Origin of the sequence: Campylobacter sputorum subsp. sputorum (assembly GCF_008245005.1) — a bacterium.
In the GTDB taxonomy this organism is placed as follows: Bacteria; Campylobacterota; Campylobacteria; order Campylobacterales; family Campylobacteraceae; genus Campylobacter_F; species Campylobacter_F sputorum.
The window spans coordinates 1,702,435-1,721,705 of record NZ_CP043427.1; the positions used below are offsets into that span (position 1 = coordinate 1,702,435).

General features: G+C 31.9%; 30 protein-coding genes and 1 pseudogene. 9 read left to right on the forward strand and 22 right to left on the reverse strand.

Annotated features, from left to right (window positions below; all coding sequences use genetic code 11):
- Window positions 1-67: 67 nt before the first annotated feature.
- The 22 genes and pseudogenes from map to rpsJ all read right to left on the reverse strand — a co-directional run bounded on the left by map (window position 68) and on the right by rpsJ (window position 10,562).
- Window positions 68-826 carry a type I methionyl aminopeptidase gene (map, locus tag CSPT_RS08705; protein ID WP_089183223.1) on the reverse strand — a complete coding sequence of 253 codons (759 nt, stop codon included), beginning with the start codon at window positions 824-826 and terminating at the stop codon, window positions 68-70.
- On the reverse strand, window positions 826-2,091 hold the full coding sequence (gene secY, locus CSPT_RS08710; RefSeq protein WP_089183224.1) for a preprotein translocase subunit SecY: 1,266 nt from the start codon (window positions 2,089-2,091) through the stop codon (window positions 826-828). Before secY ends, map begins: the two co-directional genes overlap by 1 nt.
- Window positions 2,091-2,492: a 50S ribosomal protein L15 gene (rplO, locus tag CSPT_RS08715; RefSeq protein WP_089183225.1), complete on the reverse strand. Its 402-nt coding sequence runs from the start codon at window positions 2,490-2,492 to the stop codon at window positions 2,091-2,093. The genes secY and rplO overlap by 1 nt, the downstream gene beginning before the upstream one ends.
- 11 nt (window positions 2,493-2,503) lie before the next feature.
- A complete protein-coding gene (gene rpsE / locus CSPT_RS08720) occupies window positions 2,504-2,947 on the reverse strand; it encodes a 30S ribosomal protein S5 (RefSeq protein ID WP_033917213.1) in 444 nt (147 codons plus the stop codon).
- Window positions 2,948-2,957: 10 nt separating this feature from the next.
- Complete coding sequence (gene rplR / locus CSPT_RS08725; RefSeq protein ID WP_089183226.1) at window positions 2,958-3,314, reverse strand: 50S ribosomal protein L18; 357 nt, start codon at window positions 3,312-3,314, stop codon at window positions 2,958-2,960.
- A 9-nt stretch (window positions 3,315-3,323) separates the two neighbouring features.
- A complete protein-coding gene (rplF, locus tag CSPT_RS08730) occupies window positions 3,324-3,860 on the reverse strand; it encodes a 50S ribosomal protein L6 (protein ID WP_089183227.1) in 537 nt (178 codons plus the stop codon).
- Window positions 3,861-3,963: 103 nt separating this feature from the next.
- The gene (rpsH, locus tag CSPT_RS08735; protein ID WP_089183228.1) at window positions 3,964-4,359 is read right to left on the reverse strand and encodes a 30S ribosomal protein S8; all 396 of its coding nucleotides are present in this window, start codon (window positions 4,357-4,359) and stop codon (window positions 3,964-3,966) included.
- A 9-nt stretch (window positions 4,360-4,368) separates the two neighbouring features.
- Window positions 4,369-4,554: a type Z 30S ribosomal protein S14 gene (locus CSPT_RS08740; RefSeq protein WP_033917209.1), complete on the reverse strand. Its 186-nt coding sequence runs from the start codon at window positions 4,552-4,554 to the stop codon at window positions 4,369-4,371.
- Window position 4,555: 1 nt separating this feature from the next.
- Window positions 4,556-5,101 carry a 50S ribosomal protein L5 gene (gene rplE, locus CSPT_RS08745; protein ID WP_033917208.1) on the reverse strand — a complete coding sequence of 182 codons (546 nt, stop codon included), beginning with the start codon at window positions 5,099-5,101 and terminating at the stop codon, window positions 4,556-4,558.
- Between the two features lie 5 nt (window positions 5,102-5,106).
- Window positions 5,107-5,340, reverse strand: a complete 234-nt coding sequence (gene rplX / locus CSPT_RS08750; protein ID WP_089183229.1) for a 50S ribosomal protein L24 — start codon at window positions 5,338-5,340, stop codon at window positions 5,107-5,109.
- Window positions 5,337-5,705: a 50S ribosomal protein L14 gene (gene rplN, locus CSPT_RS08755; RefSeq protein WP_033917206.1), complete on the reverse strand. Its 369-nt coding sequence runs from the start codon at window positions 5,703-5,705 to the stop codon at window positions 5,337-5,339. Before rplN ends, rplX begins: the two co-directional genes overlap by 4 nt.
- On the reverse strand, window positions 5,705-5,956 hold the full coding sequence (rpsQ, locus tag CSPT_RS08760; protein ID WP_089183230.1) for a 30S ribosomal protein S17: 252 nt from the start codon (window positions 5,954-5,956) through the stop codon (window positions 5,705-5,707). The genes rplN and rpsQ overlap by 1 nt, the downstream gene beginning before the upstream one ends.
- Window positions 5,957-5,966: 10 nt before the next feature.
- Entirely contained in the window at window positions 5,967-6,152 is a 186-nt protein-coding gene (gene rpmC / locus CSPT_RS08765; RefSeq protein ID WP_033917204.1) for a 50S ribosomal protein L29, read from the reverse strand.
- On the reverse strand, window positions 6,139-6,564 hold the full coding sequence (gene rplP / locus CSPT_RS08770; protein ID WP_089183231.1) for a 50S ribosomal protein L16: 426 nt from the start codon (window positions 6,562-6,564) through the stop codon (window positions 6,139-6,141). The genes rpmC and rplP overlap by 14 nt, the downstream gene beginning before the upstream one ends.
- Window positions 6,565-6,566: 2 nt before the next feature.
- The gene (gene rpsC / locus CSPT_RS08775) at window positions 6,567-7,265 is read right to left on the reverse strand and encodes a 30S ribosomal protein S3 (RefSeq protein WP_089183232.1); all 699 of its coding nucleotides are present in this window, start codon (window positions 7,263-7,265) and stop codon (window positions 6,567-6,569) included.
- 4 nt (window positions 7,266-7,269) lie between these two features.
- Window positions 7,270-7,599, reverse strand: a pseudogene (rplV, locus tag CSPT_RS08780) (50S ribosomal protein L22); the annotation flags it as partial.
- 8 nt (window positions 7,600-7,607) lie between these two features.
- Window positions 7,608-7,889 (reverse strand): 30S ribosomal protein S19, encoded by a 282-nt coding sequence (gene rpsS, locus CSPT_RS08785; protein ID WP_033917200.1) that lies wholly within the window; start codon window positions 7,887-7,889, stop codon window positions 7,608-7,610.
- A gap of 1 nt (window position 7,890) precedes the next feature.
- Window positions 7,891-8,721, reverse strand: coding sequence for a 50S ribosomal protein L2 (gene rplB, locus CSPT_RS08790; RefSeq protein WP_089183233.1), 831 nt, complete (start codon window positions 8,719-8,721; stop codon window positions 7,891-7,893).
- Between the two features lie 2 nt (window positions 8,722-8,723).
- Complete coding sequence (locus tag CSPT_RS08795; RefSeq protein WP_089183234.1) at window positions 8,724-9,005, reverse strand: 50S ribosomal protein L23; 282 nt, start codon at window positions 9,003-9,005, stop codon at window positions 8,724-8,726.
- Between the two features lies 1 nt (window position 9,006).
- Window positions 9,007-9,657: a 50S ribosomal protein L4 gene (rplD, locus tag CSPT_RS08800; RefSeq protein WP_089183235.1), complete on the reverse strand. Its 651-nt coding sequence runs from the start codon at window positions 9,655-9,657 to the stop codon at window positions 9,007-9,009.
- Complete coding sequence (gene rplC / locus CSPT_RS08805) at window positions 9,654-10,232, reverse strand: 50S ribosomal protein L3 (RefSeq protein WP_089183236.1); 579 nt, start codon at window positions 10,230-10,232, stop codon at window positions 9,654-9,656. Before rplC ends, rplD begins: the two co-directional genes overlap by 4 nt.
- 18 nt (window positions 10,233-10,250) lie before the next feature.
- Window positions 10,251-10,562 carry a 30S ribosomal protein S10 gene (gene rpsJ, locus CSPT_RS08810; protein WP_033917195.1) on the reverse strand — a complete coding sequence of 104 codons (312 nt, stop codon included), beginning with the start codon at window positions 10,560-10,562 and terminating at the stop codon, window positions 10,251-10,253.
- A gap of 290 nt (window positions 10,563-10,852) precedes the next feature.
- Between rpsJ and CSPT_RS08815 the strand changes: the two genes are divergently transcribed.
- The 9 genes from CSPT_RS08815 to CSPT_RS08855 all read left to right on the forward strand — a co-directional run bounded on the left by CSPT_RS08815 (window position 10,853) and on the right by CSPT_RS08855 (window position 18,955).
- Window positions 10,853-11,119: a NifU family protein gene (locus tag CSPT_RS08815; RefSeq protein WP_089183237.1), complete on the forward strand. Its 267-nt coding sequence runs from the start codon at window positions 10,853-10,855 to the stop codon at window positions 11,117-11,119.
- Entirely contained in the window at window positions 11,109-11,657 is a 549-nt protein-coding gene (locus CSPT_RS08820) for a hypothetical protein (RefSeq protein ID WP_089183238.1), read from the forward strand. Before CSPT_RS08815 ends, CSPT_RS08820 begins: the two co-directional genes overlap by 11 nt.
- On the forward strand, window positions 11,641-12,924 hold the full coding sequence (locus CSPT_RS08825; RefSeq protein ID WP_089183239.1) for a UDP-N-acetylmuramoyl-L-alanyl-D-glutamate--2,6-diaminopimelate ligase: 1,284 nt from the start codon (window positions 11,641-11,643) through the stop codon (window positions 12,922-12,924). The genes CSPT_RS08820 and CSPT_RS08825 overlap by 17 nt, the downstream gene beginning before the upstream one ends.
- A 3-nt stretch (window positions 12,925-12,927) precedes the next feature.
- Window positions 12,928-13,275, forward strand: a complete 348-nt coding sequence (panD, locus tag CSPT_RS08830) for an aspartate 1-decarboxylase (RefSeq protein WP_089183240.1) — start codon at window positions 12,928-12,930, stop codon at window positions 13,273-13,275.
- A gap of 2 nt (window positions 13,276-13,277) precedes the next feature.
- A complete protein-coding gene (locus CSPT_RS08835; protein WP_033917190.1) occupies window positions 13,278-13,589 on the forward strand; it encodes a YbaB/EbfC family nucleoid-associated protein in 312 nt (103 codons plus the stop codon).
- A complete protein-coding gene (locus CSPT_RS08840) occupies window positions 13,590-14,714 on the forward strand; it encodes a DUF7488 domain-containing protein (protein WP_089183241.1) in 1,125 nt (374 codons plus the stop codon).
- On the forward strand, window positions 14,711-15,556 hold the full coding sequence (locus CSPT_RS08845; protein ID WP_089183242.1) for a polyprenyl synthetase family protein: 846 nt from the start codon (window positions 14,711-14,713) through the stop codon (window positions 15,554-15,556). Before CSPT_RS08840 ends, CSPT_RS08845 begins: the two co-directional genes overlap by 4 nt.
- A gap of 3 nt (window positions 15,557-15,559) precedes the next feature.
- Window positions 15,560-17,473 (forward strand): transketolase, encoded by a 1,914-nt coding sequence (tkt, locus tag CSPT_RS08850; protein WP_089183243.1) that lies wholly within the window; start codon window positions 15,560-15,562, stop codon window positions 17,471-17,473.
- Window positions 17,474-17,785: 312 nt separating this feature from the next.
- Entirely contained in the window at window positions 17,786-18,955 is a 1,170-nt protein-coding gene (locus tag CSPT_RS08855) for a sensor domain-containing diguanylate cyclase (RefSeq protein ID WP_089183244.1), read from the forward strand.
- Window positions 18,956-19,271: the final 316 nt, after the last annotated feature.

A 19,271-nucleotide genomic window follows, 5' to 3' on the forward strand; every position in this document is an offset into this window, starting at 1 on the left:
ACTAATTTAAAAAAGAATATTATATTTTGATTTTTGGATTTATATAAAGTAAGATTTAAATGACCTATCAAATTTTACTTAAAATTTCTACTTTATTATTAATAATAGCTAGGCAATGCTCATAATGGCTAGTTCTAAGCCCATCTTTACTAGTAACTCTCCAATTATCACTTCCAATAACAGGAGTTCCATCTTTTTGACATATCATAGGCTCTATACAAAATACCATACCATTTTTTATCTTTGGTCCAGATTTTGGATTGTTTCCCTCTAAATAATTTGGAATTTCTGGCTCTTCATGGGGTCTTTTTCCTATACCATGACCACAAAATCCTTTTAAAGGTACAAAACCTCTTTTTAGTATGAACTCTTCTATCTTATGGCTAAGTTCTTTAAAATGCATTCCCACTTTTATATTATCAATAGCAAAATAAAGTGCATCTTTAGAGCAGTTTATAAGATCTTCATCTTGTTTTGAAATTTTTCCTATTGGGTATGTTCTAGCACTATCTCCATAATAACCGTTTATTTTACTGCCTATATCAACGCCAAGTATATCGCCTTCTTTTAAAATAGTATTATCTGGGATACCATGAATCACAACTTCATTTAAAGAAAGGCAAGCTGCATTTGGAAAATCATAAAGTCCTTTAAATGCAGGATAAGCACCTTTTGAGGTTATAAAATCATCTATTAGTTTATCAACTTCAAGCAAGGTTATACCGGGTCGTAAAAACTCTCCGGCATAATCAAGAGCTTGTGCTACAATCTTATTTGCAACCCTAAGCCCTTCTAAATCTTTGGCATTTTTTAAAGAAATTGCCATTATAAACCTACTGCACTTAAAGTTTGATATTTATTCATATATCTTTGTGCTTCTATTTTTCTCATTGTATCAAGTGCAACTTGAACAACAATAAGAACGGATGTTCCTCCAAAATAAAATGGCACTCCCATAAATTTAACCAATAACCAAGGAATTGTAGATATCAGACCAAGATAAATAGAACCTGTAAAAGTTAATCTACTGGCTACTTCATTAAGATATTTTGCGGTACTCTCCCCCGGTCTAACGCCTGGTATAAATCCACCTTGCCTTTTTAAATTTTCACTAATATCTTTTGAATTAAATGTAATTGATGCGTAAAAATATGCAAAAAATATTATAAATAAAAATGTGAGAATATGAAAAAAATATCCACTTGGATTTAAAAAGTCATTTATCTTCTGCAAGTAAGGATTTGTACTTGCTTGAAAAATAGTTCCTGGAAACATCAAAACAGCACTTGCAAAAATAGGAGGTATAACTCCACTTAAATTTATCTTTATAGGAATATAATTCATTATTCGTTTATGCTGATTTTGCATTATAACTTTTCTTGAATAGCTTATTGGTATGCGTCTTTCGCCAAGTTCTATGTAAAGTATAAAACCTACTGTAAATATTATTATCACAAGTATAGCAAGAACTACAAGGAAATTTAACGCTCCATTATTTACAAGATCTATAGTTCCTTTAATAGCTGTTGGTATACCGCTTACAATACCCGCAAAGATAATTAAACTGATACCATTTCCTATACCGCTTTGAGTAATCCTCTCACCTATCCACATTAAAAGCATTGTTCCACAAAGCATAGATATTGCCGAAATAACTATAAATAAATTAAGATTATCTATCATTATAGCACTAGCACCGCTTCTACTTGGCATACTATTTAAACCTATACTCACTCCAACTGCTTGAATAATAGTTATAAATATAGTAACATAACGGATAATTTGCATATATTTTTGCATACCGTCGCGTTCTTTTTTCATTTTGCCTAAATTTGGGAAAGTTGCAGCAAGAAGCTCCATAACGATAGATGCCGTGATATATGGCATTATTCCAAGAGATATTACACTAAGTCTTTCAGCGGCTTTTCCGCTAAACATATTAAACATACCAAGGGCATTATTAGCGTTTGAATCGAAAAATTCTTTGATAACATCAGCATTAACGCCAGGAACTGGCACATAAGCCAGTATCCTATAAGCAAACAAAAATGCCAACGTGATCAAAATCCTGTTGGTCAATGTCTTATTCATTATTTTTGTCCACTAACGCTAATATTGTCGTCTTTTATTTTAGTTGCTAAATCTTTAGCACTTGATCCTATTAGTTTTATTTTAGTAACGCTTTTTGAAAGTTTATGAACATTTTTTATACTCTCAACTGTTATCTCATTTAATTCTTTGATGGCTGTTATTTTTTCTACATTAATAACATAAGGTTTTTCAAATTTAGAAACAAATCCAACTTTTGGAAGTCTTCTTTGAAGCGGTTGTTGACCACCCTCAAAACCTCTTTTTTCATTGTAACCTTTTCTAGCTGTTTGACCTTTACCACCTTTTGTAGCTGTTTTTCCCCAACCACTACCTTGTCCACGACCAATTCTTTTAGTTTTATGAGTTGAACCCTGTGCTTTTTGTAAATTTTCTAATCCCATACCAATTCTCCTTAGTTTTTAAGCATACTTAATGCTTTTATGGTAGCTCTTACAACATTAGCTGAGTTATTTGAACCAAGTGATTTTGTAAGGATATCTTTAATACCGGCAAGCTCTATAATAGGACGAGTTGAACCACCGGCTATAACACCAGTACCTTCGCTAGCAGGTTTTAGTAAAATTTTACTAGCATTGTATTTAACTTCTATATCGTGAGCTATAGTTGTACCTTTGATATTTACTTTTATAATATTTTTAAAAGCATCATCAACAGCTTTTCTTATAGCGTCTGGAACTTCTTTTGCTTTACCAAATCCAAAACCAACAAGACCATTCTTGTTTCCTACAACAACAAGAGCTGTAAATCTAAATCTTCTACCGCCTTTAACAACTTTTGTAACACGACCAATATCAACTATTACTTCGCTAAATTCTTCTTTATTATATTTTTCCATTTTAACCTCTTTATAGTTCTATGCCGTTTTCTCTAAGGCAATCGCCAAAAGCCGCTACGACACCGTGATACAAATAACCGTTTCTATCAAAAACAACCTTGTTTATATTTGATTTTTTTAACTCATTAGCAAATTCTTTAGCAAGTGTTTTTGCACCTTCTATATTTGCTTTTATACCAAGTTTTTTGCCACTACAACTAGCAATAGTTACAGCCTTAACATCATCTATAGCTTGAACATAAACTGTTCTATTTGATTTAAAAATAGAAACTCTTGGGCATTCGTTTGTTCCTGAAATTTTAGATCTAATACTTTTTTTTCTCTTAGCTCTTAAGCTTATTTTTCTTTTTAATACATTTACTTCCATCACAAACCCCTACTTCTTAGCTGTTTTGCCGGCTTTTCTAATAATACGCTCTTCAGCATATTTAACGCCCTTGCCTTTGTATGGCTCAGGAGGTCTAAATCCTCTAACTTGTGCTGCTACCTGACCAACAACTTGTTTATCAACACCTTTAATAGTGATAACATTTTTATCAACACTAGCTTCAATACCTTCTGGCAATTGATAGTTTATTACATGCGAAAAACCTAAATTTAGTTCTAAAACTTTACCTTTAACAGCAGCTTTATAACCAACACCATTTATCTCTAGTTTTTTTTCAAAACCACTTGTAAGTCCGATTATAACATTGTTTGCAAGAGCTCTATAAGTTCCCCAATATGCTCTATCTTGTCTTTCATCGCTTTTTGAAGCAAAAACTAATTTTCCATCTTCGACTTTAATACAAACATGACCTTTTGTGTCAAGTTCTTTTGTAGTATTACCTTTTTTAAATACTACTACACTATCTTTTACACTAACATCAACTCCACTTGGAATTGAGATAGGTTGCTTACCTATACGAGACATTTTTTTCCTTTTTACTTGTCTAGGGTATGTCTACTTTTACGAATGGATACCACAATACCATAAAAAAGCAGAATTTAAAACTGGGATATCCCAGTTCAACTTCTTACCAAACAGTGCACAAAACTTCACCACCAACACCAGATGAGTGTGCTTTTTTATTACTTAAAACACCTTTACTAGTACTGATGATGCTAATTCCATAACCATTTTTAAATCTTTTTATATCATCCCTGCCTTTATAAACTCTTCTACCCGGTTTTGAAACCCTTTTTATTTCATTTATAGCAGGTTTGCCATTTTCATCATATCGCAAAACTACATTGATAAATTTCTTTTTATCTTCTTCAACTATATTGTAGTTTTCAACATATTTCTCTTCTACCAAGATTGTTAAAACTGCTTCTACAACATTTGAATGAAGTAATTTTGCAGTATCAAGTTTTCTCATATATGCGTTTCTAATGCGAGTTAGTCCGTCTGAAATTAAATCATTTAACATTTTTTCTCCTTACCAACTTGCTTTTTTTAGACCAGGGATTAACCCCTCATTTGCCATTTTTCTCAAGCAAACTCTACAAATTCCAAAATCTTTATAAACAGAATGTGGTCTACCGCAAATTTTACATCTTGTATAACCACGAACCTTAAATTTAGGTTTGCGTGCTGCTTTTGCTATCATAGATTTTTTAGCCATATTATTTTCCTTTTGCAAAAGGCAAACCAAAAAGCTCAAGCATTTTGAAAGCCTCTTTATCATTTTTAGCTGTTGTAACTAAAGCGATGTTCATACCGTGAGTTTTTAAAATTTTATCATACTCAACTTCTGGAAACATTAATTGCTCATTTAAACCAAAGTTATAGTTTCCTCTTCCATCAAAACCATTTTTAGGAAGACCGCGAAAATCTTTTACTCTTGGAAGAGCAATGCTAATTAATTTATCTAAAAAAGCATACATTCTATCTTTTCTAAGAGTAACTTTGATACCTACTGGAAAACCTTCTCTTACTTTAAAACCAGCAACTGATTTCTTAGCATTTGTTACAACTGATTTTTGTCCAGCTATTAAAGATATAGTATCTGCCATATTTTGAAGCACTTTTTGATCTTTACTGCTATCACCAACACCAACACTTATAACAATCTTTTCAAGAGATGGTATTAGCATAGGATTTTTTATATCAAATTCTTTTGCTAATTCATTTTTTATAGATGAGTTATATTTTTCTCTTAATCTTGCCATAACTATTATCCTTCAACTTTCGCTACATTTGAAATATCCATAGGCATTTCTTTATTTATAAATCCACCATTTTGGAATTTTTCACTTGGCTTAACAGCCTTTTTAGCTACTTTGCAGCCCTCAACTATAACTTGATTTTTTTTAGGAAGAACAGATAAAACTTTACCAGTTTTTCCTTTGTCATCACCAGCTATAATTTTAACTTCATCACCTTTTTTAATTTTAAATTTAGCCATTATAGAACCTCCGGAGCTAGTGAAACTATTTTCATAAATCCACCATATCTTACTTCTCTACCAATAGGACCAAAAATACGAGTTCCAACTGGCTCTTTTTTAGCATCTAATATAACAGCGGCATTTTCATCAAATCTAATAAGAGAGCCATTATCTCTTTGAATCTCTTTTTTAGTTCTAACAATAACCGCTTTTACAACCTGACCTCTTTTTACTTTACCATTTGGAAGAGCTTTTTTTACTGAGCAAACTATGATGTCGCCTATAGTTGCATATCGTCTTTTTGAGCCACCTAAAACTTTGATACACATAAGCTCTTTTGCACCACTATTATCTGCAACTGCAAGTCTTGTAAAACTTTGAATCATTATTCTACTCCTTTTGCAAGGACAGATTTAAGTCTAAATGATTTTGTTTTACTAAGTGGTCTACACTCTATAGCAACAACTGTATCACCAGCTTTTGTCTCATTTTTTTCATCATGAATTAGATATTTTTTAAATTTCTTAACAATTTTTCTATATCTAGGATGCATAACACGTCTTTCAACAAGAACGCTAGCTGTTTTATCTCCAGATTTTTGAACTACAACGCCTTGAATTTCTCTTTTTAATGCCATCTTTTTCCCCTTATTTAATCGCGTTGATTGCAGTATTGATTCTAGCGATATCTTTTTTCAAAAGACTAATCTCTTTAGGGTTATTTAACTGCATAGTTTTTAACTTTTGTCTTAAAACAAAAAGCAACTTTTTCTTTTCTACCAACATAGTGTTAAGTTCGCTAACACTTTTATCTTTTAACTCAGTATAATTCATTTTCACTTTCCCTGTTTACGAACTTAGTTTTAAAAGGTAATTTACTTTTAGAAAGTGCTAAAGCTTCTCTTGCAGTAGCCTCATCAACACCTGCCATCTCAAATATGATTCTACCGGGTTTAATGTTCATTACCCACTCTTCAACTCCACCTTTACCTTTACCCATACGAGTTTCTAAAGGTTTTTTAGTTATTGGTTTATCAGGAAATACTCTTATCCAGATTTTTGCTTGTCTTTTAACAAAACGGGTCATAGCAATACGCGCAGCTTCAATTTGTCTTGAGTTGATTCTACCAGCTTCAACAGCTTTTAGGGCAAAATCCCCAGTTGCAAGTTGAGTTCCACGAGTAGCATAACCACGATTGCGACCTTTCATCATTTTACGAAATTTTGTTCTTTTTGGCATCAACATGACTATTTACTCCTTCTAGATCTGCGTGTTTTCTTAGGAGCAGATTCTTCTCTTTTTTCAGCTTGAATACCTTTTTGAAGAACTTCACCTTTAAATATCCACACTTTTATACCTATATTTCCATAAGTTGTATGAGCTTCAGCAAATCCATAATCTATCCTAGCTCTTAGAGTATGAAGTGGAACACGACCTTCTAAATACCACTCAGTTCTGGCCATCTCAGCACCGCCTAAACGACCAGCAACTGAAATTTTTATACCTTTTGCACCTGATTTTTGTGCATTTTGTATAACTTTTTTCATAGCTCTTCTAAAAGCAACACGACGCTCAAGTTGCATAGCAACATTTTCTGCAGCAAGTTGAGCTGAAGCACCAGCCTTATGTTCTTCTTTTATATTTATATTTACATCTTTATTTATAAGTTGTTTTACTTTTTCTCCAAGTTTAACAACATCGCTTCCTTTTTTGCCTATTATTATCCCTGGTTTTGCTGCAACTATAGTAACACGAAGCTTTTTAGCTGTTCTTTCTATTAGAATTTGACTTATACCAGCATAATAAAGCTCTTTTTTTAGGAATTTTCTTATTTGATAATCTTCTGAAATATTCTCAGGTAAAGATGCTTTTGATGGAAACCATCTTGATTCCCAGTTTCTGTTAATTCCTAATCTTAGTCCTATTGGATTAACTTTTTGTCCCATCTTAGTCTTCCTTCTTTTCAGCTTTTGCTACTTCTACCATGATATGAGAAGTTGGTTTTCTAATGCGACTTGCACTTCCTCTTGCTCTTGGTCTAAATCTTTTAAGAACAGGGCCAGCATCCACACGACAACTCTTAACTATAACTTCTTCTGGCTCAAAACCGCCGTTTGCAACAGCTGATGATATAGCATTTGCTATGTATTTAGCACCACGATTTGGTGTAAATTCTAAAGTAGCTAGTGCAAACTCAGCATTCATACCTTGAATTTGCTTTGCTATAAGTCTAGCCTTAGTTGGAGAAAGTCTAATAAATTTAATAGTTGATTTACTCATATTTCCTCCTACTTGCCTATTTTCTTTTGAACAGAGCCTTTATGGCCTTTAAATGTTCTAGTTGGAGCAAACTCACCTAATTTATAACCTATGTGATTTTCTGTTACATACACAGGAATAAAACTTTTACCATTATGGACATTAAATGTAAGTCCGATCATATCAGGCACAATCGTACTGCGTCTTGACCAAGTTTTTATAGGTTTGTTGTCATTTGCTTTTTTTGCAGCTACAACTTTTTTCATTACATGATCATCTACGAAAGGACCTTTTTTAAGTGATCGTGCCATCTTATTTTCCTTTCTTTCTTGAAATTATAAGCTTATCACTTGCTTTTTTGCGTCTTGTTTTGTAACCTTTAGTTGGTTGACCCCAAGGTGTAACAGGATTTCTACCAGAATTTTTCTTACCTTCGCCACCACCATGTGGGTGATCTACTGGGTTCATAGCTGAACCTCTAGTTTGAGGGCGAATTCCTCTATGACGATTTCTACCTGCTTTACCTATAGATATATTTGACCAATCTTCATTACCAACAACGCCTACAGTTGCCATACACTCTGCTAAAACTTGTCTCATTTCACCACTTGGTAATCTAAGAACTACATATTTATCTTCTTTACCCATAAGTTGCGCATAACCACCAGCACTTCTTGCCATTTGGGCACCTTTGCCAGGTTTTAGCTCTATATTGTGGATAATTGTACCAATTGGAATGCTTTTTAACTTCATAGCATTGCCCGGTTTTATATCTAATCCAGATTCCGCAGAAGCAACTACATCTCCAACATTTAATCCATTTGGTTTAATAATATATCTTTTTTCGCCATCTTTATAGCTAATAAGCGCTATTCTACAATTTCTATTTGGATCATATTCAATAGCCTCAACTACGCCCTCTATACCAAATTTACGACGCTTAAAGTCTATTATACGATAAAGTTTTTTAGCACCTGCTTCTTTATGGCGAGATGTTATTCTACCATTATGATTTCTACCAGCTGTTGCAGGTATTTTAACAAGCAAAGATCTAACACTAGGTTTAGCTGTTATATCATCATTTTTAAGTCCTGTCATAAATCTACGACTTGGAGTATAAGGTTTATATGTTTTTATAGCCATAATTACGCCTCCATATTTTCAAGACTTACGCCTTCAGGCAACTTGACATAAAATTTCTTGATGTCATTTCTAACACCAGTTCTTCCTCTAAATTTCTTAACTTTGCCATCAAGTCTTAGGGAATTAACTCTAAGTGGCGTAATCCCAAAATACTCTTTCAAAACAGCCTTTAAACCATTTTTAGTCATTTTAGGTGAAGTTTGAATAACAACAACACCATTTTCTTGAAGTGAGAGAGTTTTTTCTGTATAAATAATTGTTTTTATATCTGTTATATCTGCCATCTTAGCCCTCTTTTACTATTGATTCAAGTGCTGATTTCTCAAAAATCACTGTTTTAAAAACTGAAACAAGGTAAGCATTTATCTCACTTTTATCTACTATATAGCAATTTTGTAAATTTCTATAAGCTAAAAATGTATTTTCTATCTCTACTGCTTTACCTTCAGTGAAATTTTTCTCATTTGAAAAATCGCCTACTATAAGTGCGTCACGAACATTTAGTTTATTTAGCATACTAACTGCATCTTTTGTTTTTCCAGATGGAATCAAAATGCTTTCAACTGCAAAAATACTATTTGACTCAGCTTTTTGTGCTAAAGCAAACTCTAATGCTAATCTTTTTTGTTTTTTATTTATTTTTTGATTATAATTTCTCTCGTTTGTAGGACCAAATGCAACCGCACCACCTACCCAAACATTCGTTCTAGTTGAACCAGCTCTTGCACCACCACGACCTTTTTGTCTCCATGGTTTTTTACCGCCACCGCTTACTTCTGATCTGCCTTTTGAATGTGCTGTATTTGCACGAACAGATGATAGATAAGATTTTACATAAAGATATAGATTGTGTGGGTTTACCTCAGCGTAAGATGCAGGAAGCTCTTGTTCGCCTGATTTTTTAAATTTATCATCTAAAATGGTTATTTTACTCATTTTACTATCCTTATTCTACCCATAGCACCATTAAATCCAGGAACTGAGCCTTTTAAAACAAGAATTCCATTTTCTTTATCAAAGCTCATTAATTCGTTTTTAACGCTTACTTTTTTATTACCCATATGTCCTGCCATTTTCATACCTGGCTGAACTCTACCTGGCCATTCACAGTTACCGATAGATCCGTGTCTTCTATGAAATCTACTACCATGAGATTTTGGACCACCTGCAAATCCGTGTCTTTTCATAACACCTTGATAACCGCGACCTTTATCATTAAAACTTACTTTTAAAACTTTAGCTTCACTTAATGGCGAAACATCCAAATCACCAGCTTCATTATTTGCCACTTCGATAGTTGCAAATTTATTAAATTCTGCTGTTAAATTATATTTTTTTTGTTGCCCAGCTATAGCTTTGTTGTTTGCTTTACCTTGTGCATAAGCTACAAGTGCTTTTCCGTCTTCTGCTAACTCACAAACTTTAGTATTTACAAGTTTAAGCAGGGTAACAGGAGTGCTAATAGTTCCTATGGTTCGGCTCATACCGATTTTTTCTACAATGTATTCCATAACTTAATCCTTGTTTTCTTACTTGCCCATTGCACGAACTTCGACATTTACTTCTGGAGCAAGGTCAAGTTTTGTAAGTGAATCGACCGTATCCGGCGTAGCTGCGACAATATCAAGCATACGTGCATGAATTTTCATCTCAAACTGCTCGCGTGAATCTTTATTTACGTGTGGAGATTTTAAGACTGTGTAGCGTTTGATTTTTGTTGGCATTGGCACAGGACCTCTAACGTCTGCACCTGTTCTCTTAACAGCTTCTACAATGGCTGCAACTGTGCGATCTAGAACTCTATGGTCGTAAGCTTTTAGCTTTAACCTGATTCTTTCCATGATTTTTCCTTTTACAAAGAACTTGTCGCGAACATGCGACCTTTTTTATTAAAAAAAGATTTGTATATTATCAAGATTAAGTATCAAAAGTCAAGGAATATAGTATTTTTTTGCTAAAATTTACATATTTTTTTCCTTAAAAAAAGGAAATAAAATAGTTAAATCAAATTAAATTTTAAATCAAAAAAATCATTTTTTATCTTTCATTATAACCTTATAAAATGCGTTTATAAAAATGTTATGAAAATTTTGCTATCATATAAACTATTTTTTATGGATAAGGAAAAATCATGATACCTTTTAGCGATGAAGAGCTTTTAAATCCAGTAAAATCAAGCTTAGCTAAGATACTTCCTATGCTTGAAAAAGATGGCGGAGGAATGGAATTTTTAGGAATAAAAAATGCAAAAGTCTATGTTAGATTAATTGGTGCTTGTAATGGTTGCCCATCAAGCGGACAAACATTAAAATACGGTGTTGAAAGACAACTAAAAATAGACATTCACCCAGAAATAGAAGTTATAAATATACCAGTAGGTGAGAAATTTGAAATATAAAAATATCGCAATCAAAGCTTTTTATGATGGCAACTATGAACTTGCAAAAACTTGTTTTTCTATGCTTTATGAAACAATGGATTCTAAATTTATATTGATGCTTATAAATATTTGTGAGCTAGCAAAAACCAACAAAAATGAAGCTCAAACTATATTTGACATAGTTTTAAAAAAAATGAAAAATAAAGAAAATCCAGATGATTTAAATAGTATTATAGAAATTTTAGAATCAAAATTTGAAAATACAACTTTAAATTTAATGATGCAAAATGCGATTTCATATAGTGAATTTATGTCTCTGGTAAAAAATAATGGCAATTTTAAAAATACATTTGAAAACATTATGTTTTCAAGTAAAGTTATGATATCAAACAGAGATGATTTACTTGAATTTTTAGATAATCTTATACAAAACGGATTTATAGAACTCGGGCTTAATTATTTAGAAAGTGCTGCACAAATTTTTCCAGATGACGAAAGACTTCATATACTCATAAAACAAATTTCACAAAGGCAAGAAAATGAAAATAGAATTTGATAATTTTTTTATAACAGATAATTCAAATGAATGTGAAAAAGGTTGTAAATTTATAAAAACACAAATGAATGCTAAATTTGAAAATGACGCTATAAAAAATGGTGCTAGCATTATATCATTAGACGAAGCTAAAAAACTACTTGATATCGATAAAGATATAAAAATTATAGGAATAACCGGAACAAATGGCAAAACCACAACCGCTGCAGCTATATACTCTGCTTTACTAGACCTTGGTTATGGGTGCGGGCTTTGTGGAACAAGAGGTGCCTTTGTTAATGACAAAAGAATAGATGAAAAATCTCTTACAACAATGCCAATCCTAACAACTCTAAGTTATTTAAAAAAAGCAAGTGAAGAAAAATGTAAATTTTTTGTTATGGAAGTTAGTTCTCATGCAATATCTCAAAATCGCATAGAAGGGTTAAATTTCGCTTTAAAAGTATTTACAAATTTATCACAAGATCACCTTGATTATCACGGAAGCATGGCTGAATATGCAAGAGTAAAAAGCAGTTTTTTTGCAGATGATACACCAAAACTTATAAATAGCGACGATGAGCATATAATCTACAATCAAAAGGGAGTTTTAACATATGCTATAAAAAAACCAGCTACATTTGGTGTTGAAGCTTATTCTTTAAAAGGTGGAATAGAAGCTGTCTTAAAATATGGAAGCGAGAAATTTGAACTAAGTAGCGACTTACAAGGCGAGTTTAATATTTATAACCTATTAGCGGCACTTGGAGCTATAAAAATGCTAACAAAGCACTCTTGCAAAGAGATTTCAAAAGCTTTATTAAATTTCGCAGGTGTAGAAGGAAGGGTTCAAAAAATTTGCGATAACCCAACGGTTATAGTTGATTTTGCTCATACGCCTGATGGCATAGAAAAGGTTTTAGACGCTCTTAAAGATAATGAACTAATAGTAGTATTTGGGGCTGGTGGCAACAGAGATAAAACAAAAAGACCATTAATGGGTAAAATCGTGCAACACTATGCAAAATACAGCATAGTAACTAGCGATAATCCACGCTTTGAAGAACCGCTTGATATCATAAACGATATTTGTGCTGGTATGAATATGAGCAAAAATGCAACTTGCGAGGAAGATAGAACAAAAGCCATAAAAATGGCTATAGATATGGCAAAAAATGGTGAGTTGGTGGTAATTCTTGGAAAAGGTGATGAAAATTATCAAGAGATAAAAGGCGTAAAATATCATTATAGTGATAAAGAAGCCGTATTAAATTTAATAAAAGGATAATCTTTGAATATAGATGTAATGATAAGCAAAATTCATAGAGCTAAGGTTACAGATGCTGATTTAAACTATGTAGGATCTATCTCAATAGATGTAAATTTGATGAAAGAAGCAAATTTACTTGAATATCAAAAAGTCGATATTGTCAATATAAACAATGGCGAGAGATTTTCAACATATGTTATAAAAAGTGATAAAAAAGGCGAAATTTGCCTAAATGGTGCAGCTGCAAGAAAAGTTTGCAAGGATGATTTGGTTATAATTATAGCTTATGGAAGCATGGATTACAACGAAGCAAAAACATTTAAACCAAAAATAGTGCATGTAGATGAAAATAACGAAATAAAGGGCTAAATATGTTTGAGGGATTTGATTTTTCAAAAATGGGTGATGTATTAAATGAAGTTCAAAAAAAGGCACAAGAATTTGAAAAAGAAAACGAAAATCTTACTTTTGGTGCAAAAAGTGGCGGTGGGTTGGTAAATATTAGTGCGAATGGAAAAGGCGAAATCATAGACTTAAGTATAGATGATAGTTTGCTTGAAGATAAAGAAAGTATGCAAATTTTGATAATATCTGCAATAAACGATGTTATGAAAATGGTAGAAGACAACAAAAAACAGCTTGCAAGCAAAATGCTTGGGGGATTAGGCGGATTTGGAGGATAAATGAAAAAGCTTTTATTGTTAATTGTGTGTATTAGCTTATCATTTGGAGAGGCTAGGCCTACTCAAGATGATTTTAATGTTTGCTATGAAAAACTAAAAGATTCTGGTGTGTATATAGATGGGATGTTTGGACTTGTTATCAAACCAAATCTAATTGCAGTTCCTAGAACTGGCGAAAAAGCTCCAAAAGAGTATCTTAAATTTGATCCTTATTTGCAACTTTATCTAGTTTCTAGCGATACAGCCCTTGCTCCTGTTAAACTTGGTAATGAAAGAGAGCTAGATAAAAGTAATTGGGTTGGAATTTTAGAGCATAATAACACTCAAATGGGGCATATAAAAGAGCTTGGTGAAAATCTCGGAATTCTTGATACTCTTAGCTTTGAAGCAAATAAAACTGGAATTTTATCGGCTCCTTGTTGCGGTGTAATGGGAATTAGCGTTGGTAAAGATAAATTTATAGGTTCAAGATATTTAGAACATTTCGTTAAATCAAGTGAAGTATTTTATGGGGACATAGGCGTTAAATTTGATAAAACAAAAGATGATAAATTTATAGTAAGTGAAGTAAATCCATTTGGTAAAGGTAAAATGCTATTAAAAGATGATGAGATTTTAAGCATAAATGATATAAAGCCAAAATCACTTAGAGAATTAAATGAAATCATCCTTTTTTCAGATAAAGATTCAATCATAAAAGTAGAAGTTTTAAGAGATGGCGAGAAAATAAAATTTGATATAAAAATTTCAGCTCAAAACGAAGAAAACAACAAAGAAGATACCAACCAAACTCTTATTTCTATGTTTGATTTAAATTTAGAAAAACAGCAAGATAAACAGCCGCCTAAAAAAACAGTAACACCAAAACCAAAAAATGTTGGTTTAGAGTTTTTAAATAAATACGGATTAATTCTAAATAGTAATCTTACAATAAGATCTGTTAGAGCTGATTCTATGGCACAAAAAGATGGATTTAAGCGTGGCGATAAAATAGTTCAAATAGACAGGCAAAATTTTAAAAACTTATCAGCTGTAAATGATTTTATAGCAAAAGCAGATAGAAATATGTATTATTTCTTAGTTTCTAGAAATGATTTTTATTTCTTTATAAGGGTAAAAAGATGAGTGTATTAGATAAATTTATTAAACACCTAGATAACAATCTACCCCACACAGATAGCTTTCATCCCCATTTTGATGAATCATTAAAAATTATGTTAAAAGCCGGCGGAAAACATTTTAGAGCTCAGCTTTTACTTGGCATGGTTAAAGCTTATAAACCAGAACTTTTAGATAATGCTATGGATATAGCTTTGGGTCTTGAAATGATTCACACTTATTCACTAATACATGATGATTTGCCAGCTATGGATAATGCACCTTTTAGAAGGGGAGTTCCAACTCTTCATACAACATATGATGAAACTACGGCTATTTTAGCAGGAGATGCATTAAACACTCATGCTTTTTTTGTATTATCAAATGCAAATTTAGATGATAAAACAAAAATTTTGTGCATACAGAGTTTATCGAAAAATGCAGGAATTTATGGTATGGTTTTAGGTCAAGCTATAGATTGTTGTTTTGAAAACAAACATTTAGACATAGATGAGCTTAAATTTCTTCATAAACATAAAACAGGTGCATTGATAGCATCGTCGCTTGAAATGGGTGCTATCATAAGTGGGCAAAGCAACACAAAAGAAATTTATGACATAGGACTAAAATTAGGACTTGCTTTTCAAATCCAAGATGATATAATAGACGCAACATCATCGAGCAATGAAGCTGGAAAACCTACAAACAACGATACTAATAAAAACTCATTTACAAATTTACTTGGATTAAATGGTGCAATAGAAGCTAAAAACTCACTCATAGATGAAATTTATACTCAAATTTCTAAATTTGATGATAAATTTCAAAATATGATAAAAAATTTAATAAATAAATATATAAAAGGATAATAAATGTATCAAAAAATGGCTGATACTATAAGATTTTTAAGTGCTGATATGGTTCAAAAAGCAAACTCTGGACATCCTGGTGCACCTATGGGGCTTGCGGATATTATGGTTGTTTTAGCAAAACATTTAAAGCACAACCCTAAAAATCCAAAATGGTTAAACCGCGATAGATTAGTTTTTTCAGGCGGACATGCAAGTGCGTTAGTTTATAGTTTTTTATATCTGAGTGGATATGATTTAGATATGGATGATCTTAAAAACTTCCGCCAACTTAACTCAAAAACCCCAGGACACCCTGAAATAGAAACTAATGGAGTTGAAATTTCAACAGGACCTTTAGGGCAAGGTGTCGCAAATGCTGTTGGTTTTGCAATGGCGGCAAAATATGCAGCAAATTTACTAAATGATGAAAACAAAAAAATCATAGATCACAAGATTTATTGTTTGTGCGGCGATGGAGACTTGCAAGAAGGGATTAGTTATGAAGCATGTGCGTTAGCTGGTAGATACTGCTTAGATAATCTTGTTATTATCTATGACTCAAATTGTATAACAATCGAAGGTTCAACTAGTATTTCTTGGAATGAGGATGTAAAAGCTCGTTTTGAAGCACAAGGATTTGAGGTTGCAAGGATAAATGGACATAATTACGATGAGATAGAATTTGCTATAAATGAAGCAAAAAATAAAGAAAAACCATATCTAATCATCGCAAATACAACTATTGCTAAAGGTGCTGCAGATTTAGAAGGTTCGCACAAATCTCACGGCTCACCGCTAGGCGAAGAGCTTATAAAAAAAGCAAAAAAACTCGCAGGATTTAATCCTGACGAGAAATTTTTTGTAAGTGATGATGTGCTAATAAGATTTAGAAGTGCTGTTGAAAAGGGTGATTTGGCACAATCTTTATGGGATAAAGAGGTATCAACTCTAAGCGAAGATAAGAAAAAATTATTAAACGAGCTAAAAAATCCTGATTTTTCTAAAATAACTTATCCTGATTTTAAAAACAAAAAAATTGCAACCCGCGATAGCAACGGAGAGATAATAAACGCTATTGCCGCAGCACTTCCTGGATTTTTAGGCGGAAGTGCTGATTTAGCACCATCAAATAAAACTGAGCTTAAAGAAATGAGCGATTTTCCACACGGCAAAAATTTACATTTTGGCATAAGAGAACACGCAATGGCGGCTATAAATAATGCCTTTGCAAGATATGGTCTATTTTTGCCTTTTTCGGCTACATTTTTCATTTTTAGCGATTATCTTAAAAACTCGGCTAGAATGGCTGCTTTAATGGGTTTAAAACACTTTTTTATATTTACTCACGACAGCATTGGTGTGGGAGAAGATGGACCAACTCATCAACCAATAGAACAACTCTCTATGCTAAGAGCTATGCCAAATTTCTATGTTTTTAGACCGGCTGATGGAGTAGAAAATGTAAAATCTTGGCAAAAAGCACTTAACTTAAACTCGCCTAGTGCTTTTGTATGTTCTCGCCAAGGGTTAGAATACATAGGAGAGCCTATTTTTGGAGATGTAAAAAATGGTGCTTATTTGCTTAAAAAATCAAACAAACCAAAGCTAACACTTGTTGCAAGCGGAAGTGAAGTTAGTTTATGTTTAAAGGCTAGTGAGCTTTTAGAGAGTGAAAATATAAGCGTAAATGTGGTTAGTGCACCTTGTTTTGATTTACTTTGCGAACAAGAACAAAGCTATATAAAAGAAATTTTTGATGAAAATAGTTTTATTTTAGCCGTTGAAGCTGCAAATTCAAACGAATGGTATAAATTTGCAGATGAAGTTTTTGGTATGAGAAGTTTTGGAAAAAGTGCAAAAGCTGAGGATTTATTTGAACATTTTGGATTTACTCCTAAAAATATAGTAGATATTGCAAAAAATTTAATTAAATAAATTATATTCTTTATAGCTAGCAAAAAGCATTAAATTTTGCTTTTGCTAGCTAATTTTATATAAATTTGTGTTCTACTAACTCTAGTTCAATTGTATTGAATCCAAGTTATTTTAGAATAAAATAGTGTAAAAAGGTAAATATTATAGATTGTTTTATCAATTTTCATACTATTTTAGATTATAAATCCTATTTTAATGTTATAATACGAGAAAAATTCAAATTAGGTTGCTATTTTATATAATGTATGCTTAGATATTTTTTTAATTGGAGTTTCAAAAGACAAACTTGAACTTTGGCAAAGCATAAAACCAATGGCTCGTTTTAAACATAAATTTTATAAAATAAATAGCGTAGAAGAAGTTCCAAAGCCAAATTTGGACGAACATCAGTATTTTTTCATAGTAGATGAAAGTAGCACCTTATCCATCAAAGCATTAAAAGAACACGCAGGAAAATATGGAATTATTGTCTTTTATGGCAAAAATACTAAAAATTTACCACAAGATGATATAAAAAATTTTGATGATATTTGGATTAGTATTTCAAGCGAACTAGATAAATTTTACTTTGAACGTATGTTAAAAATAATTGCAGATCAAAAAGATGCATGGTTGCAAAAAAACTGGCTAGAATCCGCTATAAATTCTTTACCTGATATGATTTGGTTTAAAGATATGCAAGGGCTTCATATTAATGTAAATAATTCATTTTGTCAAGCCGTAAATAAAACTAAAGACGACATTCGCGGCAGAGATCATTACTACATTTGGGACATTCCAAAAGAAATTTATGAAAATAGTGATTATGTTTGTGTTGAGACAGAAGATAGCGTTATAGCAGCTAGAAAAACCGTGCTTTTTGATGAAGAGGTTATGAAAACTGATGGAAACCTTATTAAATTAAAAACATATAAAACACCTATATTTGATGGAGATACAATTATAGGAACAGTTGGAATCGCTCGCGATGTAACACAAGAGTATGAATACTTGGAAAAAATTAAATATTTAGCAATTCACGATCAACTAACTGGACTTGCCAATCGTAACCAGCTAGATATATTTTTATCAAAACTTAAAACTTCTAAAATGAGTATAGTTTGTATGGATCTTGATAATTTTAAAGGGATTAACGATTCTTATGGACATCAGACTGGCGATAAAGTTTTAGTGGTTTTTTCAAATTTAATCAAAGAAGTTTTTAATGATGCATTAAATGTTAGAACTGGCGCAGATGAATTTATTATATCAATATTTACAGATAGTTCAAATATTAAAAATATTTTAAATAGAGTACAAATTTTGATTGATAAATTTTCAGATATTTGTAAAAAAGACTTTAGATTTCAACGGCTTTCTGTTAGTGCTGGAATTGCAGATGGAAAATTTGGGCACGGTTCTTTTGATATATTATTTAAACATGCAGATAATGCACTTTACAAAGCTAAGCGTAAAAAAAAAGGGGGGGGGGTGTTATCATAACGACAAAACCAAACACTAAATAATGAGTTTTTAAAGTTTTCGTTTTAAAATCTACACCGGAAACATTTATATTAATAAATTTGATTTAGTTATATTATTTTTTATCTTTATGTTAAAATGCCTTATCCAGCATTGCGAAAATTCGGTTAATTTACAAATTTCATAGGTCTTTTTAATATTATTTGTTTTGATAAATATTCCCAAATTTAGAAAATAACACTACTAACACACTAATAACAAAACAGGAAATTTGTTATTAGTTTGCAACAAATTTTGCGATAACAATGCCTTATTTGCATAATCTCATTAAAAATTT